Here is a 24,868-nt window from a genome sequence, read left to right on the forward strand (position 1 = left end):
ACGCCCGCCCCCCGTGATACCGCACCACCATAGCCGCGGCCTGATCTAGCTGATCCGTGGCGTGGTTTTCGGTGGCGGGGGTTCGCGCTCGCCCCCCCCCCCCCCCCCCCGCTCCCGTGCCTCAGCCGATCCTGGTCAGCTTGTCGCCGAAGGCCGGTTGGGTCAGATCGCCCTGGAGCACCACCGGCGCCGTGACCTTTCCGGTGCCGGAGCCCACGGTCACCGAGCCGACCTCGCTCCCGGCCTTCGCGGCGTGGTCGATGCCCTTGCCGTTGTCCGTGACCTTGAGCTCGACCTCCAGGCCGGACCAGCCGACCGCCTTGAGGTTCTTGGTGGCGACCACCGGGGTCTGCCCGCCGAAGCCGTTGTCCACGTACCCGACGACATCGCCCTTCTTCACCACCGTCGCCGAGGTGGCGGCCTCCTGCGCGTCCTTGATCAGCTTCAGGCTGTTCTGGAGGGACAGCTCCAGGCTGTCGTAGACCCGGCCGGTACCCGCCTGCTGGCCCATCACCGCTCCGTAGATCCACAGCATCTTGCCGTCGACCTTGGTGTTCGCGGACCAGAGCAGGTTGCCGCCCGCCGGGGTGGAGGAGCCGGTCTTGATGCCGCTCACACCCGGCTGGAGCAGGAGGTTGTTGTTGTTGTAGATCTTGCCGTCGATGCCCTCGATCTCGACCTCGGGCATGTCCACGATCTTCCGGAAGACCTCGTTGCGCATGACCGCCTGCGCCAGCTTCAGCTGGTCGGTGGCGGTGGAGACGGTGGTCTTCTCCAGGCCGCTCGGGTCCGTGTACGTCGACCCGGTCATGCCGAGGTCCTCGGCCGCGTCGTTCATCTTGTCGATGAACTTGTCCTCGCTCCCCGCGTCCCAGCGGGCGAGCAGCCGCGCCGCGTTGTTCCCCGAGGGGATCATCAGCAGCTGGAGCATCTGCCGCTGGGTCAGCTCCTGCCCCTTGGTCAGGGGCGCCGTCGACTCGTCGGGGCGCTTGGACTCGTCCTCCGCCTTCTGGTCGACGGTGATCGTCTCGCCCTCTTCGTCACCCTTGAGGGGGTGCCCCTCAAGGATCACGTAGGCGGTCATGACCTTCGCGACGCTGGCGATCGGGGCCGGCTTCTGCGCGCCCTCGGAACCGAGCGAGCCGACGCCGTCCACCATCACGGCCGACTGCCCCTGGCCGGGCCAGGACAGCTTCGTCGCCCCGCCGTCGAAGGTGTACGTCGGCTTCGCCGTGAGCTCCAGCGAGGGCTCCGGAAGCGGGCGCATCACCTGCACGATCGCAAAGACGATCAGCAGGAGGAGCAGCAGCGGGGTCCAGATCTTGACCCGGCGGACAGCGGTCCGGACCGGGGTCTCCGGCGGCGGCGGGGTGTTCGTCAGCTCGGCGAGCAGGTCGAGCGGCGGCCTGGGCGGCAGCGGCTGCTGCCGGGTCCGCTCGGCCGCCGCCCAGGAGGGGGCGGCCACGGGCGCCGTAGCGGCCGGAGCGGCGGTCTCCTGGGTGCGCGCGGGCGCCTCGGGCCCGGCCGCGGACCCGGACTCGGACCCGGACTCGGCCCCGGGTCCGGGCTCCGGCTTGCGGGGCGCGGGGGCGGACCGTACGTCGTCGGAGCGCAGCGGCACGAAGGTGCTCGTGCGCTCGACGTCGCTCTCGGGCTTGTCGTCGGGCTTGCTCCCGGGCGTGCTCTCGGGCTTGTTCCCGGGCTTCCTCTCGCGGGGCGGGAGCTTCAGCGCGGTCGTCGCCTGGTCCACGCGGTCGGCCGGCTTGACAGCCTTGAAGATGGCGGTGGGCTGATCGATTCCCCGCAGGTCGGAGGCGTCTTCGGCGGCGTCGGCCTCCGGCTCGGCATCGGCCTTGGCGTCCAACTCTGCGTCGGGCCCGCTGTCCGGTTCGGCCTCCGGCTTGGCGTCGGCCTTCGACTCGGCGTCGCCCTTCGGCTCGGGCTTCGGCTCGTCCTGCTCGCTCTTCGGCTTCGGCTCCGAGGCGGCCTCGGGAGCGGGCGCAGGCTCTGCTTCCGCCTTCGCCTCGGCCTCCGCCTTCGCGGAGGGCTCGTCCTCGTCGGCGGCCACGGGCCTCGCCTCAGAGTCCGTGTCGCCGTCGGTGTCCGCCGCGGGCTTCGCGTCGGCCGCGGCATCGACCCACGCGGCCACCGCGGCACGCAGGCGGCCGTCCCCGGCCTCTTCCCCGGCCGCGTCCCCGGACTCCGGCTCGTCCGCCGATCCTTCCGCAGGCGTCTCCGCGGGCGTGACCGCAGGCGTCTCCGCCTCAGGCTCCTCCGCAGCGTCCGTGTCCGCGTCCGTGTCCCGCCCCGTGCGGCCCTCGGGTGCTCCAGACCCCTCCGGAGGCGCGGCAGCCTCCCCGGAGGCCGTGGAGACCGCCCCAGACGAGCTCTCGGCCTCCGCCTCGGGCTCGGGGTCGGCCTTCGCCTCGGTCTCCGGCTCCGAGGCGGCCTCCGGCGCACGCCGAGCGGCGTCCTCCGGAAGTCGCGGCCGGAACACAGCCGTCACCGTGTCGGACGCGGCTCCCGAGCCCGCACCCGTACGCGCATCGGCATCGGTGCCCGTGTCCGCGCCGGGGTCACGGAACACGGCGAAGCGCGGGTCGCGTTCCTCCGCAGCCGTCCCCGACGACTTCTGCTGCTCCGTTTTGTCGGGGGACTCGCCCGCCACCGATGCCTCCTCATGCGCTGCGGGGCCACCCCGCGCTGTCCGAACCATCTACCAGTGTCCTGTGTGAACCCTTGGCCGAGCTGCTAGACGAGAACGACATACCTACTGGTTCCCGTACAAAGCAGTCAGGCGCTCTCGACAGATGAATGTGAGAGGGGTCACCCTGTCAGACATCCACGCGGGGAGGCATGGATGGGCAGGAGCCGCAGAACAATCCCGGAGGAGCTTCTGTTGCTCGCTCTGGACCCGACCACGGGTACCACAGCGCAGCCGCAGTCGCTCGACCTCGGCCTGGCCGGGGCACAGCTAGTGGAGCTGGCTCTGGCAGGACGGATAGCCCCTGACGGGGATCGTATCGCCGTGGTGATGCCACGGCCGACAGGAGATCCGACTCTGGACTCCGCACTGGAGCTGCTGCGCCGTCGTGGCAGCCCGGTCCGGGCGGTCCACTGGATCGGCGGGCCCCGCCTGGGGCTGCGCCAGATCTATCTCGCTCATCTGGAGCGGTGCGGCATGGTTCATGCCGTGGCGGGCCAGATGTGCGGAGTGCTGCCGACGACTCGCTACCAAGCGACGGACACGGCGATCAGCCGGGACATCAGGAACCGGCTGGACAGCGCGATCCGCACCGGCGTACCGCCGGACCCGCGGACCGCGGCGCTCGCCGCACTGGCCCACGCGGTCGGACTCGGCAAGCATCTGTACCCCGGGAACGAGGGGCGCTCGTCGCGCTCCCGGCTCCGGGATCTGATCAGGCACGACCCGATGGGCGGACTCGTGGCGCACGCCGTGATGGACGTCCAGAACGGAGTGGCCGTCCAGCCACGCCGTACGCAGCAGGCAGCGGGCGTTCCGTTGCAGCCGCAAGCACAGGCCCGGCGCGGCAGCATGGCGCACACCGCCGCGAGCTGACCGCCCGGACCTGACAACAGCACACCGCCGTACCGTCGTCAGTCATCACAGGACCCGGTCCGGGAGCCGCACCACGCACGGGGCAGCCGGTAGTCACCATCACCGGCTGCCCCGTGCGCTTGTGCGCCGCCCCGCGCACCGGTGCGTACGCCCCCCCTGCCCCGCGTGTGGCCGTTTCCCAGCGCGGCCGGGGCAAGGGGTGGCAATCTGCTGAGCAGTAGATACGCACAGCTACATAGCCGGAGGTGCCGTTTCCGTGCCGTCCAACGTCAATCCCACTGTCAGGCGACGCAGGTTGGGCCAGGAATTGCGCCGCCTGCGCGAACTCAAAGGCATGACGGCCGAGGAAGTGGCGGAGCGCCTGCTGGTCTCGCAGTCGAAGATCAGCCGCCTGGAGAACGGCCGTCGCTCCATCAGCCAGCGCGATGTGCGCGACCTCTGCGGGGTCTACGAGGTCGAGGACGTCCGCATCGTCGACTCGCTCATGCAGATGGCCAAGGACTCGCGCCAGCAGGGCTGGTGGCACGCCTTCGGCGACATCCCGTACAGCGTCTACATCGGTCTGGAGACCGACGCGGAGTCGCTGCGGGTGTACGAGCCCCAGATGGTCCCGGGTCTGCTCCAGACCCGGGCGTACGCCGAGGCGCTGATCAGCGGCGCGCTGCCCGAGGCCCCGCCGTCGGACATCGAGAAGCGCGTCAACGTACGGTCGCGGCGGCAGGACCGGGTCAACGCGCCCGAGAACCCGCTGCGGCTCTGGGCCGTGATCGACGAGTCGGCGCTGCGCCGGGTGGTCGGCGACAAGCAGGTGATGATCGACCAGCTGGAACACCTCGTCGAGCAGTCGCACCTGCCGCACGTCACCGTGCAGGTCCTGCCGTTCGACATGGGCGCGCACCCGGGCATCAACGGCCAGTACGCGATCCTGGAGTTCCCGGACGCCGCGGACTCCAGCGTCGTCTACATCGAGGGCGTCACGAGCGATCTCTACCTGGAGAAGGCGAACGACGTGCAGCGCTACAGCGTGATGTACGAGCACCTGCGGGCGCAGGCGCTGAACGTGGAGCAGACCCGGGAGTTCATCAGCAAGATCGCCAAGTCGTACACCAGCTGAATCCGGACAGTGGAGCGATGGGCGGCGGGATGATACACCGCCACCCACGCACAGCAGAAGGCTTACTGGAGAAAGACCATCCGGTCGAGTGAACGGCCATCTCATGGACGGGGCTTGGCGAGTAGCGTCGATCACGCCAATCGGAATCAGGTTGGTGCGACTCCCCACAACTCTCGGAACCGGAGTGAACATGGCAATTCTTCAGGGTGCTACGGACCAGTGGACGAAGTCGTCGTACTCCGGGGGCAACGGCGCATGCGTCGAGGTCAAGTCCCCGGTCGCTCTGTCCATCGCCGTACGTGACTCGAAGGCCCCCGAGGGCCCCTCGCTCGCCTTCGTCCCCGGTGCGTGGAACGCGTTCGTGCGCGACGTCGCCACGGGCTCGATCAACGCCTGATCAGCCGGCATCGTTCACGTTCACGTATCACCGCACCACCGCCTTACCGCAACACCCGCACCACCTGATGGAGCCCTCTCGACCGGTTCGCCGTCCTGGCCGAGGGGGCTCGGCACGATCCGGCACCACCGGCCTCCGGCGTCACCGCAGCCGGTCGACGTAGCGGTCCGTCCCCGGCACGGTCGGCACGAACGGGGCGACCAGCTCCACCCGCCCGAGACTGACCTCCGCGACCGCCGCGTCCAGGCCGGCGAAATGGCCCTCCCAGCAGGTCCGCGGGTCCTCCTGGAGGAACCACAGCAGCGTCAGCCGGGTGTCGACCCCCTCGACCTGCTTCACGTACGTCATCCGGTCGCCGGGCAGGGGCGTCGGCCGGAACACCGTGACCATGGCCGCGGGCGACCCCTTCAGCCGCTTCGGCAAATGGCGTGAACGCAGCCATTCCAGCAACTCCGCCCGCTGCTCCGGCCCTTCGGCGTCGATGACCTGGAGGACGAGCCCCGCGTACGGGTGGTCGAGCGCGTGGACGTCCCGGGGGCCGGAGGCTCCGTCGCGGTAGACAGTGGCCTCGTGGTCCTGGAACGCCGTGAAGACGTGGGTCCGGTCCTGGTAGACCCGGCCGTCCCGGTTCAGCCGCTTGTTGATGGCGACGGTCCACTTCATGTGGTCGTCGTAGCGCCCCTCGGTCACCCAGTACGTCGACAGATAGCACCCCGCGCCGACGGGCCGGGCGACCGCCGACTTCTCCGGATAGCGCAGCTCCTGGAGGTCCTTGGTGGCCACCCAGCGCCGCCCGGCGAACATCCACGGCATCGCCGTCGCGCCCGCGTAGTAGTGGTCGTCCTCGTACCAGCGGTTGTACGCGTACTCATGGCCCGGATGCGGTTCGACCATGGTGATCAGGGCGTGGCCCGGGCGGACCCCGTACGGCCCCGTCCCCGCCAGCTCCGCGTACCGCTCGCTCCCCGTCCCGGCGTCCTCGGTCATCAGGTCTCCCTTCCCCTTCCATCGGATCCCGCTCCCCTCTACCCTGACGGACCGTCAGATGAAGTTCCAGGGCCGGGAGGCGCCGATGTTGCTCGCGGGGAAGACCGTCATCGTGTCGGGCGTCGGGCCGGGGCTCGGACACCGGGTCGCCGAGACCGTCGTGCGGGACGGCGGGCGTGCGGTGCTCGGGGCGCGTACGGCGGCGAACCTGGCGAAGTCGGCCGCGGAGATCGATCCGGGCGGCCGGCACACCGCCCACCTCCCCACCGACATCACGGACGAGGCGCAGTGCGAGGCTCTGGCCGCGCTGGCGGTGGAGCGGTTCGGCGGGATCGACGCGGTGGTCCATGTGGCCGCCTGGGACAGCTACTTCGGCGGGCTCCAGGACGCGGACTTCGCCACCTGGCAGTCGGTCATCGACGTGAATCTGCTCGGTACGCTGCGGATGACCCGGGCCTGCCTGCCCGCACTCAAACAGCGGGGCGGCTCGGTGGTGGTGATCGGCACGCAGTCCGCGGTGGCCGCCCCCTCCCAGGTGTGGCAGGCGGCGTACGCGGCGTCCAAGGGTGCGCTCACCTCGGCGATGTACTCGCTCGCCCGGGAGCTGGGCACGGACCGGATCCGGGTCAACACGGTGCTGCCGGGCTGGATGTGGGGGCCGCCGGTGCAGGCGTACGTCCAGTTCACCGCGCACACCGAGGGTGTACCGGAGTCCGAGGTACTGGCCCGGCTCACCGAGCGGATGGCGCTGCCGGAGCTGGCCACGGACGGGGACGTCGCGGAGGCCGTCACCTTCCTCGCCTCCGACCGGGCCCGGGCGATCACCGGGCAGTCACTGCTGGTCAACGCGGGCGAGCTGATGCGCTGACGGCCCCGCACACGTACACGCGACACCCTCCCTCTCGACTTCTCGGCCGCACGGAACCCGCATCCCGTGCGGCCTTCGCGCGTTGTCGCGCGCTCCCTGACATCTCCGGACTTCTCTGCACAGCCTGACGAAGTGCCCGCCCATCGTGTGGCCGCGGTCACGTTCACGACAACGCCTCACAAGGTCAAGACCAAGTAAAATCGTTCGCCTTGTTGATTGACGTTCACATCTATGACCTCGAACAGTCTTGACCGAGACCCCTCGCCGGGGGTTCAATCCCCGAAGTCCCCGCTCCCGCACGGGGACGCCGCTGAACGGCCGTACCGACGAAGTGCGTTCCCGTTCACAAGGCGGACCCCTGGAGGGGGACATGAACAGTCTCGACTGGGCTGTGCTCATCGGCTACTTCGGCGTGATGGTCGCTATTGGACTCTGGTCGCACAAACGCGTGGACAACGTCAGCGACTTCTTCACCGCCGGCGGCAAGATGCCGTGGTGGCTGTCGGGCATCTCGCACCACATGTCCGGCTACAGCGCGGTGATGTTCACCGGGTACGCCGGCATCGCGTACCAGTACGGGGTCACGTCCTTCGTGACCTGGTCGCTGCCGATCGCCATCGGCATCTTCATCGGCGCGAAGCTCTTCGCACCCCGGCTGAACCGGCTGCGTTCGCGGCTCCATGTCGCCTCGCCGCTGGAGTACCTCAAGAACCGCTACAACCTGCAGACCCAGCAGGCGCTCGCCTGGTCGGGGCTGCTGCTCAAGATCGTGGATGTCGGCGCCAAGTGGGCCGCCATCGCCACCCTGCTGTCCGTGTTCACCGGTCTGTCCATTTCGCAGGGCATCCTGATCACCGGGGTCGTCACCGGGATCTACTGCACGGTCGGCGGTCTGTGGGCGGACGCGCTGACCGAACTGGGCCAGTTCATCATCCAGTTGTTCGCCGGGCTGGCGATGCTCTTCGCGGTGATGAGCGAGCTCGACGGCTTCCCCACCCTGTGGACGGTCTGGGACAAGCTCCCCGAAGGGCACGCGGACCCGACCGCCGGACCGTACACGGTGACGTTCCTGCTGGCGTTCCTGTTCATCAAGACCTTCGAGTACAACGGCGGCATGTGGAACCAGGCCCAGCGGTACATGGCCACCGACTCCGCTGCCTCCGCAACCCGTTCGGCGCGGCTGTCGGCGATTCTGTGGTTCGTCTGGCCGCTGGTGCTGTTCTTCCCGATGTGGTGCGCGCCGCTGCTGGTCGACGCGCAGAAGCCGGACGCCTCCGACAGCTACGCCCTGATGACCGAACAGCTCCTGCCGCACGGCCTGTTGGGGCTGGTCATCGTCGGGTTCTTCTCCCACACGATGGCCATGTGCTCCTCGGACGCCAACGCCATCGCGGCCGTCTTCACCCGGGACATCGCCCCGACCCTCTCGAAGGCGGCACGCGGCTGGAGCGAGCGCGCCGGGCTGATCGCGGCCCGCTGGACCACGGTGGCCTTCCTGGCTCTCTCCATGGCCATCGCGACCCAGGTCAACTCGCCCACGTTCAAGGACATCATCACCGTCGTGATCAAGTGGGTCGCCGGTCTGATGGGCCCGATCGCGATCCCGTTCATGCTGGGCCTGCTGCGCCCCTTCCGGAAGTCCGGCCCGACGGCGGCGCTGGTCAGCTGGGCGACGGGGCTGACCGCGTTCTGGCTGGTCAACTACCCGGTCAACTGGGCCGTCGAGGGCGGGGTGCCGCTCCAGTACCAGGTGTCCGTACCGCTGGCGGTCTCGCTCGTGCTGTACATCCTGATCGGCTTCGTGAAGCCGGAGGACACCCCGGAGCGGGACGCGGTCCTGGCGCGGATCAACGAGGACGACGGGGACGGGGACGGGGGGCATGGGGACGGTACGGGGACGGCCGCGAGCATCCCCGCGCAGGACGGCGGCCCGACCCCGGCACCTCAGCCGCGCGGGTAGCGGGCGGACGTCCGCGCGGCCGGGCGGGCTTCAGCGGCCCCGGCACCTCAGCCGCGCGGGTAGCGGGCCAGCCAGCCCGGGGCGACGGCCGCCGGGCTGTGCAGGGCGGGGCCCTGGGTCATCTCCATGGCGAAGTCGTCGGCCAGTTCGAGGAGCGTGGACCGCCCCTCCAGCTCCGCGAGCCAGGCCGGCGGCAGCGCGGTCTCCCCGTGCAGGGCGCCCAACAGCGCCCCGCAGACCGACCCGGTGGCGCGGGAGGGACCGCTGTGGTTCACCGCGAGCCGCAGCCCGTGCCGGATGTCCTCGCTGACCAGCGCGCAGTACACGGCGACGGCCAAGACCTCCTCGGCGGCGTCGCTCGCGCCCAGCGCCTCGATCAACGCCGGGCCGGGGATGCCCTGCCGCACGGAGCCGAGCGCCTGGCGCAGGGCCTCGGTCACCGGCTCGTGGCCGGGGCGTTCGGCGAGCAGGGCCAGGGTGTTCTGCACCGCGCCGTCCAGGCTCTCGCCGCGCGCAAGACCGTGTACGAGTACCGCGAAGGCTCCGGCGGACAGTTGGGCGGTGGGGTGGCCGTGGGACTGGGCCGCGCACTCGACGGCGAGCTGGAGCACGAGGCCCGGCTCCCAGCCCACGAGGAGCCCGAAGGGCGCGGACCGGGTGAGCGCGCCCGCGTCCCGGGCGGTGGGGTTCTTCGGCCGGTCCAGGGTGCCCATGACGCTGTCGCCGAAGCCGCCCAGGCACTCCCGGGCGGGGTCGCGGCGGGCGTAGAGCCACTCCTCGGCGGCCAGCCAGCCGTTGTCCTCGCGCCGTTCGTCGGGCCCCCAGTGGTGCTGGGTGGCGGCCCAGCGCAGATGGGCCCGGTGCACATCGGTGGGCGGGTGCCAGGCGCCGGTGTCGCGGCGGACCTGGGCGCGGATCAGGCCGTCGACGGTGAACAGGGTGAGCTGGGTGAGGGCGGTGACCGCGCCGCGTCTGCCGTGCGCGGGAACGTAGTCGGTGACCCCTTCGACCCCGTGGGCGGCGCGGATCTCCTCCAGTACGAGCCCGCTGACCCCGGCCCCGAGCGCGTCCCCGACGGCCCCGCCGAGCAGGGCCCCACGGACCCGGCTGCGGAAGTCCTGCTGTTCGGCCCGGCCCCAGACCGCAGCTGTGGTCCCTGTGCTCACCCCGCCGCCTTCCCGTCACCACGTGCTCGGATGCGCGGGCCTCTGCGGGCGACCGCGCAAGCACTGTAATCGAACGGGAACGGGCGGTAGAGGGCACGACCGAGGTACGTACGGGTATGTCGACGGACGTCCTTGAGGTCGTTTTTGGGCGGTGGGGCGGACGGCGGGGAGATCAGCGACCGGGGCTCGCCTGAGCCGCCGTCGCGGCGAGCACGGCGTCGGCCAGCTCCGCCACCGTACGTCCGCCGACATCGATCCGGTCCAGCCCGCGCGCCTCGGCCGCGTCCGCCATCAGCGCCTGATAGCGGACGGTGCGCGCCAGGAACCGGTCCATCAGCAGCCGCTCCCCCTCCGAGGCCTGCTCGTAGCACCCTGCCGCCCGCACCCGGTCGCGTACGACCGTGTCGTCGGCAGTCAGCCACACAGCGGCCGTACAGGGCACGGTCAGCCGGGCGACCCACTCGGGCCAGAGGGCCGAGCCCTCCAGGACCAGGCCCGGCTCCCCGTCCTCCGCGCGGTCGGTGATCAGCTCTTCGATACGCGGCCAGAGCCGTTCGTAGTGGGCGAGGACGGAGGCGATGAGCTCGTCGGTGGTCAAGGTCCCGTAGTGCTCGGCGACATGCGGCGGCACCTCGTGCTCCGGGGTCCGCCAGGGCCGTCCCGGGTGCCGGGCCAGACCGTCCGTGGAGCGGTGCTCGAACCCGAGCCGCTCCGCCACCGCCTCGGCGACGGTCGACTTCCCGGTGTTCGAGGTCCCGCCGATCAGCACCACCCGCACATCACGCATACCCGCGAACCTACTGCCCCGTGCGAGCCCCCAACCGCTCCCGCCGCTCCCGGGCCCACGCGTACCCCGGGTCCAGATCCAGCGCCCGGTCCAGGTCCGCCCGGGCCTCCGGGATGCGGCCGAGGGCCTCCAGGGCGGCGGCCCTGCTGCCGTGGGCCCAGGCGTAGGCGGGGTCCAGGGCGAGGGCCCGGTCGTAGCAGGCGACGGCCTCCTCGTACCGGCCCGTGGCCCGGTACACCTCGCCCCGCTCCCCCTCCGTCCCGGGCAGCCCGGGGTTCAGCTCCTCGGCCCGGTCCAGGTCGGCGAGGGCGCCCACCGGGTCGCCCAGGACCGTGCGGACCCGGGCCCGCCGCACCAGCGCCCAGGCGTACTCCGGCCACAGGGCGATCGCCCGGTCGAAGTCGTCGAGCGCATCCTCGGGTTGGCCCAGCACATGGCGGACCAAGCCCCGGCTGCCCAGCGGCACGGCGTCGGACGGGTCCATCGCGTGCGCCCGGTCCAGGACGGTCAGGGCCTCCTCCAGCCGGCCCATCCGCCGGTACGTCTCGCCCCGCTCCCGCACCGCCCAGGCCCAGGCGGGGGCGATCTCCTCGGCTCGGTCCAGGTCGGCGAGGGCCTCCTCGTAGCGGCCGAGCGAGCGCAGGATCACCGCCCGGCCCTGGTGGGCGCGTTCGCTGCGCGGGTCCACGGCGATGGCCCGCCCGTGGTCGGAGAGCGCGGCGTCCAGCTCCCCGGCCCGGAAGCGGTCCCAGGCTCGCGCCACGAGGGCGGCCGCCCGGTCGGTGTCGGTCAGCTCGGCCCGGGTCAGCAGGAGCCCGAGGGCGGCGGTGGGGCGGGGGCCGTGGTCGGTTATGGCGGCGAGCAGGTCCCGGCCCCACTCCCGGAGTACGGCGTCGTCGGCGTCCTCGCCCGCCTCCATGAGGGTCCGGGCCCAGTACCGGGCCCGGGACGGCCGCTGGTCGCACAGCGCTGTCCCGGCGCGCAGGGCCTCGGGCAGCGCGGTGCGGGGGCGGGCGCAGAGCCGGTGGTAGAGCACGTCCAGGGCGGCCCGGCGCCACGGCTGCGAGGCCCAGAGGCGTTCCGGGTCCAGGCCCTCGGCCGCCGCGTCCCGCCGGGCGGCGAAGGCCTCGGCCAGCCGGTCGTGCGCCGCCTTCCACCGCCGGGGAGAACCGGTGCGCTGGAGGCGGAGCATGGGGGCCCGGACGACGGCGTGGTAGCGGGAACGCCCGCTGTACGGCTCGGCGACGAAGGGCAGTTCGAGCAGCCAGTCGTAGAGCCCCGGCACAGCGTGCGGCCCGTCCTGCGGTACGGCGACGGCGACCAGGTCCTCGTCGAACCGGCGGGGCAGCGCGCAGGCGAGCGCGGCCGCCCGGCGGGCCGGGTCGCTCTCCCCGGCCAGGAAGCGTTCGACGGCGGTCGCGTTGGCCTCACCGGCCGCGCCCGGGTTGGCGGCGAGCGTCGACACCAGGACCGGCAGCCCACCGGAAAGCCGCAGCACTTCCCGTACGACGGGCTCCGCCACCACACCACGTCCGTGGAGGAGCTGGCGTGATTCGGCCTCCGTGAACGGCCCCAGCGGCACGTCGGCGACGAGCCTGCCCCGGTCACCCCAGTGCGCGGGATCGAGGCGGCGCTGGCCGGCCAGGGTCAGGAGGAGGTTGGCGGGCAGTTCGCCGTAGCGCCCGAGGGTGAACAGGTCCGCGAGCCACCGGTCCAGCTGGGGTGCGGTGCGCTCGTAGGTGTCCAGGAACAGGGCGATCCAGGGCACGGCGTCCGCGACCCGGTCGAGCTCGGCGACGAACACCGGGGTGAGGACCTGGACCGGCTCCGCCAGCAGCCGGGCCTCCTCCACCTGGCGGGCCCGCCCGCCGAACACCGCCCGCAGCCCGCCCGCGCCCCGCGCCACGACCGCCGGGTCGATGCCCCCGGCCAGCGCCCCGACGACCGGTATCGCCCCGGCCGCGATCAGCCCGGCCTGCGCCGCGGCGAGCGCGCCGGCCGAAGGCCCCGCGCCCGGTCCCTCGTTGTCCGCCGCGAGCCGGCCCGCCGCCTCGTGGAGCGCGCGCCGGTAGGTGGCGAGCAGCCGGTCGAGAGCCTTGAGCGGATGCCCCTGCTCGGCGAACTGCGCTGCGAACGCGGCGAGTACGTCCGGCACGGAGTCGGCGCTCTCGTCGGCCGAGGCGGTCAGCGCCCCGAACTCCCCTGCGGCCTGCCGCCATTCCCGTAGCAGCGAGGTCTTGCCGACCCCGGCGTTGCCGCGCACATGAAAGACGAACCGGTGCCGGGGATCTTCGGGCGGCAGCGTGAAGTTGGCGCGGAACAGACCGAGTTCGGCCTCTCTCCCGACGAAGGAGGCACGCCGCCGGCTTTCGACGATCTGCTGGAGGGAGAGGCGGCGGGGGGTGGACGGAGGCATGGGGATCAGTCTGTCAGCGGCCGCCGCTCCACGGGAGCCGCCGTCGGTCATCGATCACCGGTGTCCGGCAGCCGGCACCCCCGGTTGTGCGCGATGAGCAGCACGTCCCGCAGGGACAGCACGGCCTGCGTCAGCGCGAACCGTACGGCGACCTCACCGGCCGCCTGGTCCGCCAGCACTTCCTGCGCGCCTTCGAGCACGACGTTGCCGCACTCCATCTGCTCCTCCTCCATGTCGTCGGCGAGCCGGGAGAGCCGGCTGTTCGGGTCGCCGGTGCTGAGGTAGCAGGGCTTGCCTTCGGCGGACCTCCAGGGGAGGAGGCGGGGCTGTCGCTCGGGCAGATCGGGCACGGGATCGGGCGCTGCCCCCGCCCGACTCCATCGCGTTCATCAGGGGCGTGCTGAAGGAGTTCAGAGGATCATGAAGCGTACGCCCGACCTCTCCACCGCGACGTGGCGCAAGTCCAGCTACAGCGACGGGGGTGCCAACAACTGCATCGAGGTCGCCGACGGCTACCCCGGCGTCGTCCCCGTACGCGACAGCAAGACCCCGACGGGCCCGGCGCTCCTCGTCGCCGCCCCCGCGTGGACCGCCTTGGTGGAGTTCGCGGCCGAGGGCTGAGCCCGCCGCCGTCCGCCCCAGGGTCCGCGTCCCCGTCCCATCGGTGCAGGGGCGCGGGCCTCGGCGGTCTTCAGGCCCAGGGGTCGAAGGGGATCCCGGCGGGCTTGGAGTTGTTGAGGAGGTTGCGGAAGCGGTCGTCCTTGTCGGTGACCTTGATGGTCGCGGACCCGAAGTCGGCGTTCATGAGCTTGTCGCGCAACTCCGTGCTGGGGAAGCCGTTCCAGTCGACGATCGGGGGGTAGCGCCAGTTGCCGTAGTGGTTCTCCGGCGGCTCGTCGTTGCCGTTGGCGAGGCGGAAGAAGTGCGTGCTCGGACCGTCCTTGTGGTAGACGGCCTTGGGGTGCGAGCCGTCGAACCGGACCTGCGAGCGCGGGTAGGTCTTGACGGTGCTGTGCTGGGTCGTCGAGACGTAATCCACCTGGTTGGACGCCTGGTTGACCCAGGAGATCACATGCTCGAAGTCGTGCCGGTGCCCGCCGAGTCCACTGCCGTGGACGGCCTGGTCCTTCTCGAAGTAGCTCGCGTAGACGATGCCGCACCAGCCGTTGTTGCACTTGGAGCGGGCGTACGTCTGGGAGTTGTCCAGGTCCCACTGGTCCCGGCAACTGCCGTTGATCGCACCGCTCGTCTTCAGTCCGGGTGCGAGGGTGCCGTCCGGGCCGATGGCGGGGGTGGCGTAGCAGCCGTCGCCGTCGTAGTCGAAGGCGGGCGAGAAGGTCTGCTCGTAACTCCCGGCGTTCTGCGGGAGGTTGCCCGGCGGATCGGCGTGGGCGGCAGATGCGGTGCCCAGCACGAGGAGACCGGCGGCGGCGAGGACGGCGGCGGTCCGGGCGGTGCGGCTTCTGCCGGACGAGAACGGCACACCGGCACCGGCAGGGCTCTCGCCCCGGCCGCTCGGGGCGGATGAGGGAATCAACTGCTTTCGCACAGGTGGCGCTCCTGACTCGTCAGCACGGGACGGCGGGGTGGCATCCCGCTTGAGTTGCCCGGAGCATGACAGGGCGAAACGGAGTCCGCCCCAGAGGGATCGGCAAAGGAGGCCGGCGAGGGAAACGGCAGCGGCCCTCCCCGGGGCGGGCTACGCCCGACAGCCTTCCGGTTTGCGGGCCAGGAAGCCGGCGACCGGCCGCTTCGCGCCCTCCTCGGGTGCTTGCAACGTCTGCCCCGTGACCGCGAACCCCGCCTGCTCCAGCAGTCCGGCGATCCGGTCCGTGGGCAGCCGGTAGCTGTCGAAGGGTGCGGGGTCGCCACCGCCGTAGCCGTACGTCCGGCGCTGGTGCTCCTCCTCGCCGACCCGGGTGACGAGCAGCAGGTGCCCGCCCGGGGCCAACGCCCGGAGGAATTCGGCGAATGCCCCGGGCAGCGACTCCGGCGGCAGGTGGTGCGTGGAGTAGAACGCCAGGACGCCGCCGAGTTCACCGTCGTCGGCCGCCAGCGCGGACATCGCGCCGACGTCGAAGCGCAGGTCCGGGTGGGCCGCTCGGGCCAGCTCGACCATCCTCGGCGACAGGTCGACCCCGAAGGCGTCGACCCCCAGGCCGGACAGGTACGCGGTCACCTTGCCGGGGCCGCAGCCCACGTCCGCCGTCGGCCCGAGACCGGCCGCCGTGACGAGCTCGGCGAACGCGGCCAGCACGGCCCGCGACAACGGGTCCAGTGCGCCGGGGTCCTTGACGAACGTGGCGTAGTCGGCGGCGACGGTGTCGTACGACTGCCGGATCGCGTTCAGGTGCGGGGCTTCGGTCACCCGGTGACGCTATCCGGTGAGGTCATGCCGACCCCGGGGCGGGCGGTTACGGAGGGGGTCGAACCGCCCGCCCCGGGGGGCGGGCGCGGAGGGGGCCGAACCGCGCCGGCCTGCCGCGGAGCGGCCCGCCCGCCGTGGGCGTACCGGGGCGGACCGGGCGGTGCGGGACCAGGCCCGCCCCGGGCTCCTCCTCCCCCTCAGCTCGGCAGCACCGGCAGCAGTTCCGGCAGGTGCCCGTCCGAGGCCGTGGCCGCCGCGACGCGTTCGGCCGGGACCTCCCCGTACAGCGTCGTTCGGGGACGGGACGGGCGGCCCGCCAGCTCGGCGATCGCCTCCAGGTCCTTGATGGAGCGGTACGAGCCGTAACTCGACCCCGCCATACGGGAGATGGTCTCCTCCATCAGCGTGCCGCCCAGGTCGTTCGCGCCCGAGCGGAGCATCTCCGCCGCACCCTCCGTGCCGAGCTTCACCCAGCTCGTCTGGATGTTGGTGATGTGCGGGTGCAGGAGCAGCCGCGCCATCGCCGTGACGGCGCGGTTGTCGCGGTCCGTGGGGCCCGGGCGGGCGATGCCGGCCAGGTAGACCGGGGCGTTGGTGTGGATGAAGGGGAGGGTGACGAACTCCGTCAAGCCGCCCGTCTCCTGCTGGAGTCGGGCCAGCGTACGGAAGTGGCCCAGCCAGTGGCGGGGCTGGTCGACATGCCCGTACATCATCGTCGAGGACGAGCGCAGGCCCACCTCGTGCGCCGTCCTGATGACCTCCAGCCAGGTGGCCGTGGGCAGTTTGCCCTTGGTGAGGACCCAGCGGACCTCGTCGTCCAGGATCTCCGCCGCCGTACCGGGGATCGAGTCCAGTCCCGCTTCCTTGGCGGCCGTCAGCCAGTCGCGGATCGACATCCCGGTGCGCGTCGCCCCGTTGACGACCTCCATCGGCGAGAACGCGTGGACGTGCATGCCGGGGACGCGTTCCTTCACCGCTCGCGCGATGTCGAAGTACGCCGTGCCGGGCAGGTCCGGATGGATGCCGCCCTGCATGCAGACCTCGACCGCGCCGACGTCCCACGCCTGCGCCGCCCGCTCCGCGACCTGGTCCAGGGAGAGCGTGTACGCGTCGGCGTCGGTGCGGCGCTGGGCGAAGGCGCAGAAGCGGCAGCCGGTGTAGCAGACATTGGTGAAGTTGATGTTCCGCGTGACGATGTACGTGACGTCGTCGCCGACCACGTCCCGGCGCAGCGCGTCCGCGATCCGGCACAGCTCGTCCAGCGCCGGGCCGTCCGCGTGGAGCAGGGCGAGGGCCTGGTCGTCGGTGAGCTTCGTCGGGTCGTCGGCGGCCTGGCCCAGCGCCTGGCGTACGTCGGCGTCGATCCGGGACGGGACCATGCCGGGGGCCGCCGCCTCGCGGAGCGCCTCCCAGTCCCCGTACACCTCGTCGAAGTCGTTACGCCGGTCGCCCGTGCGGCCCTCGGTGTCGATGGTGGCGTGCAGGTCGGTGCGGCCGGAGGAGGTGAATCCCTCGTCCGGTTCCTGCCAGGGCAGGCCGACGGGGAGTGCGTCCTCACGGGCCAGGCCCGTCTCCGGGTCGGCCAGTGCGCGGACGTGCGGGAGGAGCCGGGGGTCGAGCCAGGGTTCCCCGCGCTGGATGAACTCCGGGTAGATGGTGAGGCGTTCGCGGAGCAGGAAGCCCGACTCGGCTGTGCGGGACGCCAGTTCGTCGATGTGCGGCCAGGGGCGTTCCGGGTTCACGTGGTCGGGGGTGAGCGGCGAGACCCCGCCCCAGTCGTCGATGCCCGCGCCGATGAGGAGCGCGTACTCGGCGTCGACCAGGTTCGGCGGGGCCTGGATCCGGGCCGAGGGGCCGAGGATGTGCCGGGCCACCGCGATGGCGGCGGCCAGCTCCTCCAGCTCCGCGTCGGGCATCCCGCGCATCGCCGTGTCCGGCTTGGCGCGGAAGTTCTGCACGATGACTTCCTGGATGCCGTGGTAGGCCCGGGCGGTCTTCCGCAGCTCGAAGAGGGAGTCGGCGCGCTCCTCGTACGACTCGCCGATCCCGATCAGGATGCCGGTGGTGAAGGGCACGTTGGAGCGCCCCGCGTCTTCGAGGACCCGCAGGCGTACGGCCGGTTCCTTGTCCGGGGAGCCGTGGTGCGGGCCGCCCGGCTCGGACCAGAGGCGGGTCGCCGTCGTCTCCAGCATCATCCCCATGGAGGGCGCGACGGGCTTCAGCCGCTGGAGGTCGGTCCAGGTCATGACGCCCGGGTTGAGGTGGGGCAGCAGGCCCGTCTCCTCCAGGACCCGGATCGCCATGGCGCGTACGTACGCGAGCGTGTCGTCGTACCCCTCCGCCTCCAGCCACTCGCGCGCCTCGGGCCACCGGTCCTCGGGGCGGTCGCCGAGCGTGAACAGCGCTTCCTTGCAGCCCATCGCCGCACCCTCGCGGGCGATCTTCAGCACCTCGTCGGGAGACAGGAACATCCCGTGGCCCGCGCGGCGGAGCTTGCCGGGGACGGTGACGAAGGTGCAGTAGTGGCACTTGTCGCGGCAGAGGCGGGTGAGCGGGATGAAGACCTTGCGGGAGTAGGTGATCACGCCCGGCCGGCCCGCGGCCTCCAGGCCCGCGTCCCGGACGCGGGCGGCGGACGCGGCCAGATCCTTCAGGTCGTCGCCGCGCGCCTGGAGCAGGACGGCGGCCTCGGTGACATCGAGGGCGACACCGTCACGGGCGCGTTTGAGCGCGCGCCGCATGGCGTTGGAGGTGGGGCGTCCGCTCTGGGGATCGGCATCGGGATCGGTCATGAACCGAGCATACGAGCGAGGCGCGGGTACCGGACCAGGGCCCGGGGCCTGTATGCGCAGGCCCGCGGGTGCTCCTGGTCACTCGTGCGGGCCGACTCACCCGAATGTGAGCCCGCAGGCGGCGTCCTCACGCCTAGTGTCGGAACGGTGATGGAAACGATCGTCCTCGACATCGGCGAAACCCTCGTACGCGACGACCGGCACTGGGCGTCCTGGGCCAACTGGCTCGGCGTACCACCGCACACGCTCAGTGCGCTGGTGGGCGCGGCCGTCGCCCAGGGCCGCGAGGCCACGGACGCGCTGCGGATCCTGCGGCCCGACATGGACGTGGAGGAGGCCTACCGCGCGCGGGCCGCCGCCGGGCGCGGAGAACACCTCGACGAGTCGGACCTCTACCAGGACGTCCGGCCCGCGCTGGGTGAACTGCGGGCCGCGGGCGTCCGGGTCGTGGTGGCGGGGAACGGCACGGTCCGGGCCGGGGAGTTGCTGCGGTCCCTGGACCTGCCCGCCGACCTGGTGGTCACCTCGGACGAGTGGGGCGTACGCAAGCCGGACCCGGAGTTCTTCGCCCGGGTGGCCGAGGTGGCGGGCGCGGCCCCGGAGGCGACGCTGTACGTGGGCGACCACCCGGCCGACGACCTGTTCCCGGCCGCGGCCGCGGGGATGCGGACGGCGCATCTGCGGCGGGGGCCGTACGGGCACTGGTGGGCGGACCACCCGGACGTGGTGGAGACGGCGGACTTCCGCATCGACGCGTTGACGGAGCTGGTGGGGTGGGTGGGGTCGGCGGACCCGGGCGGGACGGCGGTTCCGGACGCGTCGGAGGACGAGGAGCCGAAGGTGGTGCGCCGGGGTGCGTTGAGGTCGGTGCGCTGACCGCATCCACCGGTCCGGGGGCGCCACCCGCCTGTCCGGCGGTTGAGGACGGAACCCTTGCCTCGGAGGGCGTGAGGACAGACAGGGACCTGAGGCTCGGCACCCCGTTGCGTCACCCAGGCCCACCTGCACGGTTCCGTCCTCAAACGCCGGACGGGCTTGAAACGCCCCGGCGCGGAGGCGGCTCAGTCGCCCAGCACCGCCTGCATCACGCTCTTCGCGATCGGGGCGCCGAGGCGGCCGCCGGAGATGTCCGAGCGGGAGATGTCCATGTCCGTCGGGTCGATGAACACGGCGACCGCGACCGAGCGGCCGTCGTCCTTCTTGCCGTAGCTGACGAACCAGCCGTACGGCACCTCGTCCTCGACGTTCACGCCGCGCTGGGCGGTGCCCGTCTTGCCGCCGACCGTCACACCGTCGATCAGGGCGCGCTGGGCGCTGCCCTCCTTCGCGGTGTGCTCCATCATCTCCTGGACCTTCTTCGCCGTCTCCGGCGAGACGGCCTGGTTCATCTCCTTCGGCTCGTTCTTCTCCAGCGTGGAGAGGTCCGGGCCGCGCAGCTCGTCGACGATGAACGGCTGCATCAGCTTGCCGTCGTTGGCGAGGGCCGCCGTGACCATCGCCATCTGCATCGGGGTGCTGGTCAGGCTGCCCTGGCCCATGCCGGTGAGGGCCGTGCCGGGCTTGTCGAGCTTCGGCGGGTAGAGGCTCTTCGTGGCGAGCAGGTCGCCGAACTCCTCCGCGTACACGTCCTCGTTGAAGCCGAACTTCTCCGCGGTCTCCCGCATCCGGTCCTCGCCCAGCTCGGACGCGGCGTCCAGGAAGACGTTGTTGCAGGAGAACTGCATGGCCGTCTTCATCGACGCCTTGTTGCACACGGCGTCGCCCGCCTCGCTGCCGATCTTGTTCGAGGCGAGCGGCAGGGGGTACGGCGAGACGGCGTCCGTCCGGGCGTCCACGTCGGTGACCACGCCGTGCTCCAGCGCCGCCGCGGCCGTGAGGATCTTGAAGGTGGAGCCGGGCGGGTAGGTCTCGCGCAATGGGCGGTTGGCGAGCGGTTTGCCCTTGTCCTTCTCCAGCGCCGCGAAGCGGTCGCTCTCCTTGAACGAGTTCCCGGCGAAGACATCGGGATCGTACGAGGGGGTCGAGGCCAGGGCCAGCACCTTGCCGGTGCTCGGGTCCAGGGCGACGACCGCGCCCCGGGCGCCCAGGTCGGTCAGCCCCTTGTAGCCGGCCTTCTGCGCCTTGGCGTCGATCGTGGTGATCACGTCGCCGCCGCGCCGGGGCTGCCCCGTCAGGACGTCCTTGGCGTGCCGGAAGGCGAAGCGGTCGTCCTGGCCGCTGAGGACGCTGTCGTAGGTCCGCTCCAGCAGCGAGGTCCCCCGGCCCTGGGAGGCGTACCCGGTGACAGGCGCGTACATCGGGCCGTCCTTGGTCGTCCGGATGAACGCGTAGTCCCGGCTGTCGGTCTCCTTCGAGCCGGTGACCGCCTTGCCGCCGACGATGATGTCGCCGCGCGGGGTGGAGAACCGCTCGAACCGCACCCGGGCGTTGTGCTCGTTCTGCGCCAGCTCCTGGCGGTCGACGTGCTGGAGCCAGTTCGCCCTCAGCAGCAGGGCCAGCACCAGCAGCCCGCAGAAGATGGCTATGTGCCGCAACGGCCTGTTCATTCCACTCCCCACCCGGGCGGGCCTCCGGCCCGCGTATGCGATCCCCGGTGAACAAGGATGCCTTGTAAGCGGGCACGGTTGCACCGGCGGCCCCGGAGGGGCCCCCTTCTCACAGGTACGCGGCGTACGCGTCCAGGGTCCGCAGCACCTCCGGTTCGTCCGCCGGGGGCAGCTGGAGCACGACCTCCTCGATGCCCAGATCCGCGTAGTGGGCGAGCTTCCCGGGGCTCGGCTGCACCGCGTACGGCACCACCTGGAGGCCCTTCGGGTCGCGCCCGGCCTCCTCCCAGGCCGCCCGCAGCTTCGGCAGGGACTCCGTGAGCCCACCGCCGCCGATGGGCAGCCAGCCGTCCGCGTACTCCGCGATGTGCGCGAACAGCTTCGGGCCCGCCCCGCCGCCGATCAGCGTGCGCGGGCCGTTGACCGGACCGCGGGGCCGCTGGAAGGGCTTCGGGTGCGCCTCGCTCGCCTGCACCGACCCGGACGCGCCCGCGTATCCGGTCGGCTCGTCCGCCCACAGGGCCCGCATCAGCGCCATCCGGTCCCGGACCCGGTCCCGGCGCGTCGGCCACTCGACCCCGTGGTCGGCGGCCTCCTCGACGTTCCAGCCGTAGCCGACGCCGAGCGTGAACCGGCCGCCGGAGAGGTGATCCAGGGTGGCGGCCTGCTTGGCCAGGTCGATCGGGTCGTGCTGGGCGACCAACGTGATGCCGGTGCCGAGGGTGAGGCGCTCGGTGACGGCTGCGGCCTGGCCGAGGGCCACGAACGGGTCCAGCGTGCGGCCGTACTCGCGGGGCAGGTCACCGCCCATCGGGTACGGCGTGCGGCGGCTGACCGGAATGTGCGTGTGCTCGGGCAGATACAGCCCGCCGAACCCCCGCTGCTCCAGCTCGCGGGCGAGCCTGACCGGGGTCACCGTCTCGTCGGTGAGGAAGATCGTGGTGGAAATCCGCATCGAAGCCACCTCCGTGGTCGTCGTGGTTCCGTACGTCGTCTTGTTACGCCGTCTTGTTACGTCGTCCTTCTGTACGTCGTCCGTGCGAAGCGCCAACGTAAGCCGTATGTCGGCGAAATCCGAGACCGTGACAGCCATGAACGCAGCCATGGACGCAGCCATGGACGCACCCATGCACCGGCGCGGCCTCCTCGCCGCGACCGCCGCCACCGGCCTGACGTTGGCCACCGTGAGCTTCGCCCACGCCGCAGACCACCCCGGGCCCGGCCCCGACAACGGCCCCCACCGCACCCGGACCGTCCGCGGGACACTGCCCGCCGGGTCGCCCGACTACGTGTACCTGCCGGTCGAGGTCCCGCGCGGGGTGGCCGAGTTCGCCGTCTCCTACACGTACGGGAAACCGCCCGTCCCGCCCGGCGTCCAGGGCAACGCGCTCGACATCGGCCTGTTCGACGAACGCGGTACGGCTCTGGGCGGGCGCGGCTTCCGGGGCTGGTCCGGCGGGGCGCGCACCTCGTTCTTCGTCCGCGCCGACGCCGCGACCCCGGGCTACCTTCCGGGCCCCGTACGCCCCGGCACCTGGCACATCGCCCTGGCCCCCTACACCGTGGCTCCCGAGGGCCTCCCGTACGAGGTGACCGTCACCCTCCGCTTCGGCGAGGCGGCCCCCACGCCCTCGCCGGTGTACCCGCCCGAGCGGGCCAAGGGGCGCGGCCGGGGCTGGTACCGGGGCGACTGCCACGTCCACTCCACGCACTCGGACGGGCGGCGCACTCCGGCCGAGGTCGCCGCCGCCGCGCGGGCCGCCGGGCTCGACTTCATCAACAGCAGCGAGCACAACACCACGTCCGCGCACGCCGCGTGGGAAGGGCTGTGGGGCGACGACCTGCTGATCCTGACCGGCGAGGAGATCACCACCCGCAACGGGCACGTGCTGGCCGTCGGCACCGACCCGGGCGTCTTCGTCGACTGGCGCTACCGGGCCCGCGAGAACCGCTTCGGCCGGTACGCGCGCCAGATCCGCCGGGCCGGCGGGCTCGTCGTGCCCGCCCATCCGCACGCCACCTGCATCGGCTGCAACTGGAAGTTCGGCCTCGCGGAGGCGGACGCCGTCGAGGTGTGGAACGGGCCCTGGACCCCGGACGACGAGGTCGCCCTCGCCGAGTGGGACAACGCGCTGGTGGCCTCCGTACGGAACACGGGCGTACGGAACACGGACGTACGGAACACGGATGACGGGCCGGGGCGCTGGCTTCCCGCGATGGGCAACAGCGACGCCCACCGCGAGCCGGACCGGGTGGGCCACCCGCAGACCGTCGTCCTGGCCGAGTCGCTGTCGCGGCGGGCGATCCTCGCGGGCATCCGGGCCGGGCGCTCCTACCTCGCCGAGTCCGCCGCCCTGACCCTCTCCTTCGGCGCGACGGACGGGCGGGGCCGGCACGCGGGCATCGGGGAGCGGCTGCGGGCGGCGGCGGACGCCCCGGTGACCGTACGGCTGGAGGTGTCGGGTGCGCCCGCCGACTGCACGGTGCGGCTGGTCACCGACCAGGGGGCCCTGCTGACCACCCCGCTGCCCGCGACGGGCGCGGGCGTGGTGGAGTGGCGTACGACCCCCGACCACGCCGCGTACGTACGCGCCGAGGTCCGGCACGCACCGGCCGTTCCCGGACTGCCGGGCGCGTTCGCGGCGCTCACCAACCCGGTCTTCCTCGGCGCGGCGGCCGGTACGGCGGGCTGAGCAGCGGGACCGGCCAGGCCGGTACGGCGGGCCGGGAAGCGGGAAGGGACGAAGCACACGCGGCGGAGCGGCCGGGCGGAGAGGAGCGGGAATGGGACCGGGAGCAGGGCCGGGCATCGGGCCGGGGCTGGGGCTGGGGTACTTCCTGCTGCCGGCGGGCGGCGCGCTGAGCCTGACCGGGGTGGTCACCGGCAACGCCACGCTGATCAGCCTGAGCTGGATCATGTGGGTGCTCGGGATCCTGCTGATCCTGGGGAACCGGTACCGCCGCCCCGCCGATCCGCGCGCGCTGGCTGCCGCGGCCGCCGCCGGTGACGCCCGGGCCGTACGGGGGCTGCGGACGCTCGCCCTGACCGCGCGGGCCGAGGGCCGCCCCGACACGGCCGAGCGGCTGCTGCGGCAGGCGGTGAAGGCCGGTGACGTGGAGTCGATGTGGGAGCTGGGCCGCCTGGTCGAGCAGCGCGAGGGGCTGGCGGCGGCGGAGCCGTGGTTCCGGATGGCGGCGGAGGGCGGTCACGCGGTCGCCAAGCGGCTGTTCCGGCCGGGCGGCGCGCTGCACCCGGACGGGGCGGACCCGGCGTCGTAGGGCCCGCCCCGCCGCTGTGCGCGATGCCCCGTTACGCCAGTCCCAGCGCCGCCCTCGTCAGGAACGCGAGCCGGGCCGTCTTCTCCGGCTTCTCGATCTCCGGACCCAGCTCGAACCCGACCCGGACCATCCGCGCGAGGGCCTTCTCGTTGCGGGCGTCGGGCTCCACGACGACCCGCAGGTGGGCCGGGTCGCTGAAGACGTAGGCGATGAACGCGGTGAGGAGGGCGTCCGTGTACCCCTTCACCGCTCCCTCGCCCTCGGCGGCTGCGATGAGCAGGTGGATGCCGAAGTCTCCGGGCTGTACGTCGTAGCACTCGCCGACCGGGTCGGCGTCCGGCTCGTACGTCTGGAAGAGCGCGGCCGGGACGCCGTCGCGCAGGGCGAGGTAGGCGTGGTGCGTCGGCAGCGAGTCGACGAACTCGTAGATCTCCCGGACCTGTTCGCGGGTGTGGTCGGCCATGCCCCAGAAGCGGGCCCGCTCCTCGGTGACCCAGCCGTGCAGCAGCTCGGCGGCGGCCGCCGGGTCGACGGGGACGAGTCGGACGGTGCCGAAGCCCTCGACCTTCTGCTCGTGGGCGGCCGGGCGGAGGGCGGGGGTCGCGGAG

General features: G+C 72.2%; 21 protein-coding genes. 9 read left to right on the top strand and 12 right to left on the bottom strand.

What is annotated here, in order from left to right:
• Window positions 1-121: 121 nt before the first annotated feature.
• A complete protein-coding gene (locus tag JS521_RS15135; RefSeq protein ID WP_205083506.1) occupies window positions 122-2,668 on the bottom strand; it encodes a serine hydrolase in 2,547 nt (848 codons plus the stop codon).
• A 192-nt stretch (window positions 2,669-2,860) separates the two neighbouring features.
• Between JS521_RS15135 and JS521_RS15140 the strand changes: the two genes are divergently transcribed.
• The 3 genes from JS521_RS15140 to JS521_RS15150 all read left to right on the top strand — a co-directional run bounded on the left by JS521_RS15140 (window position 2,861) and on the right by JS521_RS15150 (window position 5,091).
• On the top strand, window positions 2,861-3,580 hold the full coding sequence (locus JS521_RS15140; RefSeq protein WP_205083507.1) for a GOLPH3/VPS74 family protein: 720 nt from the start codon (window positions 2,861-2,863) through the stop codon (window positions 3,578-3,580).
• A 256-nt stretch (window positions 3,581-3,836) separates the two neighbouring features.
• Entirely contained in the window at window positions 3,837-4,694 is an 858-nt protein-coding gene (locus JS521_RS15145; RefSeq protein ID WP_030710698.1) for a helix-turn-helix domain-containing protein, read from the top strand.
• Window positions 4,695-4,884: 190 nt separating this feature from the next.
• Window positions 4,885-5,091, top strand: coding sequence for a DUF397 domain-containing protein (locus tag JS521_RS15150; protein WP_205083508.1), 207 nt, complete (start codon window positions 4,885-4,887; stop codon window positions 5,089-5,091).
• 141 nt (window positions 5,092-5,232) lie between these two features.
• On the opposite strand, the gene JS521_RS15155 is transcribed toward JS521_RS15150, so the two are convergent.
• Window positions 5,233-6,078 (bottom strand): hypothetical protein, encoded by an 846-nt coding sequence (locus tag JS521_RS15155; protein ID WP_205083509.1) that lies wholly within the window; start codon window positions 6,076-6,078, stop codon window positions 5,233-5,235.
• 85 nt (window positions 6,079-6,163) lie between these two features.
• Between JS521_RS15155 and JS521_RS15160 the strand changes: the two genes are divergently transcribed.
• Both JS521_RS15160 and JS521_RS15165 read left to right on the top strand, forming a co-directional pair.
• The gene (locus JS521_RS15160; RefSeq protein ID WP_205083521.1) at window positions 6,164-6,946 is read left to right on the top strand and encodes an SDR family oxidoreductase; all 783 of its coding nucleotides are present in this window, start codon (window positions 6,164-6,166) and stop codon (window positions 6,944-6,946) included.
• A gap of 370 nt (window positions 6,947-7,316) precedes the next feature.
• Complete coding sequence (locus tag JS521_RS15165; protein WP_205083510.1) at window positions 7,317-8,906, top strand: sodium:solute symporter family protein; 1,590 nt, start codon at window positions 7,317-7,319, stop codon at window positions 8,904-8,906.
• A 47-nt stretch (window positions 8,907-8,953) separates the two neighbouring features.
• On the opposite strand, the gene JS521_RS15170 is transcribed toward JS521_RS15165, so the two are convergent.
• The 4 genes from JS521_RS15170 to JS521_RS15185 form a co-directional block, all read right to left on the bottom strand.
• Complete coding sequence (locus tag JS521_RS15170) at window positions 8,954-10,072, bottom strand: ADP-ribosylglycohydrolase family protein (RefSeq protein ID WP_205083511.1); 1,119 nt, start codon at window positions 10,070-10,072, stop codon at window positions 8,954-8,956.
• 172 nt (window positions 10,073-10,244) lie between these two features.
• Window positions 10,245-10,859 carry an AAA family ATPase gene (locus JS521_RS15175; RefSeq protein ID WP_205083512.1) on the bottom strand — a complete coding sequence of 205 codons (615 nt, stop codon included), beginning with the start codon at window positions 10,857-10,859 and terminating at the stop codon, window positions 10,245-10,247.
• Window positions 10,860-10,869: 10 nt separating this feature from the next.
• On the bottom strand, window positions 10,870-13,275 hold the full coding sequence (locus JS521_RS15180; protein WP_205083513.1) for a tetratricopeptide repeat protein: 2,406 nt from the start codon (window positions 13,273-13,275) through the stop codon (window positions 10,870-10,872).
• Between the two features lie 47 nt (window positions 13,276-13,322).
• Complete coding sequence (locus JS521_RS15185; protein ID WP_205083522.1) at window positions 13,323-13,616, bottom strand: sulfatase; 294 nt, start codon at window positions 13,614-13,616, stop codon at window positions 13,323-13,325.
• 79 nt (window positions 13,617-13,695) lie between these two features.
• Here JS521_RS15185 and JS521_RS15190 point away from each other — a divergent pair, with 79 nt between their 5' ends.
• On the top strand, window positions 13,696-13,896 hold the full coding sequence (locus tag JS521_RS15190) for a DUF397 domain-containing protein (RefSeq protein WP_205083514.1): 201 nt from the start codon (window positions 13,696-13,698) through the stop codon (window positions 13,894-13,896).
• Between the two features lie 70 nt (window positions 13,897-13,966).
• On the opposite strand, the gene JS521_RS15195 is transcribed toward JS521_RS15190, so the two are convergent.
• The 3 genes from JS521_RS15195 to JS521_RS15205 all read right to left on the bottom strand — a co-directional run bounded on the left by JS521_RS15195 (window position 13,967) and on the right by JS521_RS15205 (window position 18,435).
• Window positions 13,967-14,758, bottom strand: coding sequence for an NPP1 family protein (locus JS521_RS15195; protein ID WP_205083523.1), 792 nt, complete (start codon window positions 14,756-14,758; stop codon window positions 13,967-13,969).
• Between the two features lie 216 nt (window positions 14,759-14,974).
• A complete protein-coding gene (locus tag JS521_RS15200; protein ID WP_205083515.1) occupies window positions 14,975-15,643 on the bottom strand; it encodes a class I SAM-dependent methyltransferase in 669 nt (222 codons plus the stop codon).
• Between the two features lie 197 nt (window positions 15,644-15,840).
• Complete coding sequence (locus tag JS521_RS15205) at window positions 15,841-18,435, bottom strand: bifunctional FO biosynthesis protein CofGH (protein WP_205083516.1); 2,595 nt, start codon at window positions 18,433-18,435, stop codon at window positions 15,841-15,843.
• 150 nt (window positions 18,436-18,585) lie between these two features.
• Between JS521_RS15205 and JS521_RS15210 the strand changes: the two genes are divergently transcribed.
• Window positions 18,586-19,311: an HAD family hydrolase gene (locus tag JS521_RS15210; protein WP_205083524.1), complete on the top strand. Its 726-nt coding sequence runs from the start codon at window positions 18,586-18,588 to the stop codon at window positions 19,309-19,311.
• Window positions 19,312-19,496: 185 nt separating this feature from the next.
• Here JS521_RS15210 and JS521_RS15215 read toward each other — a convergent pair whose 3' ends face one another.
• Together JS521_RS15215 and JS521_RS15220 are read right to left on the bottom strand one after the other, a co-directional pair.
• Entirely contained in the window at window positions 19,497-20,981 is a 1,485-nt protein-coding gene (locus JS521_RS15215) for a peptidoglycan D,D-transpeptidase FtsI family protein (RefSeq protein ID WP_205083517.1), read from the bottom strand.
• Between the two features lie 109 nt (window positions 20,982-21,090).
• Window positions 21,091-21,936 carry an LLM class F420-dependent oxidoreductase gene (locus tag JS521_RS15220; protein ID WP_205083525.1) on the bottom strand — a complete coding sequence of 282 codons (846 nt, stop codon included), beginning with the start codon at window positions 21,934-21,936 and terminating at the stop codon, window positions 21,091-21,093.
• 148 nt (window positions 21,937-22,084) lie between these two features.
• On the opposite strand from JS521_RS15220, the gene JS521_RS15225 reads away from it, so the two are divergent.
• Together JS521_RS15225 and JS521_RS15230 are read left to right on the top strand one after the other, a co-directional pair.
• The gene (locus tag JS521_RS15225) at window positions 22,085-23,674 is read left to right on the top strand and encodes a CehA/McbA family metallohydrolase (protein WP_372448585.1); all 1,590 of its coding nucleotides are present in this window, start codon (window positions 22,085-22,087) and stop codon (window positions 23,672-23,674) included.
• A gap of 91 nt (window positions 23,675-23,765) precedes the next feature.
• A complete protein-coding gene (locus tag JS521_RS15230) occupies window positions 23,766-24,260 on the top strand; it encodes an SEL1-like repeat protein (RefSeq protein WP_205083518.1) in 495 nt (164 codons plus the stop codon).
• 31 nt (window positions 24,261-24,291) lie between these two features.
• Here JS521_RS15230 and JS521_RS15235 read toward each other — a convergent pair.
• On the bottom strand, window positions 24,292-24,868 hold a 577-nt coding region (locus JS521_RS15235; RefSeq protein WP_205083519.1), incomplete at its 5' end, for a GNAT family N-acetyltransferase.

Origin of the sequence: Streptomyces durocortorensis, assembly GCF_016901035.1 — a bacterium.
Taxonomy (GTDB): domain Bacteria; phylum Actinomycetota; class Actinomycetes; order Streptomycetales; family Streptomycetaceae; genus Streptomyces; species Streptomyces durocortorensis.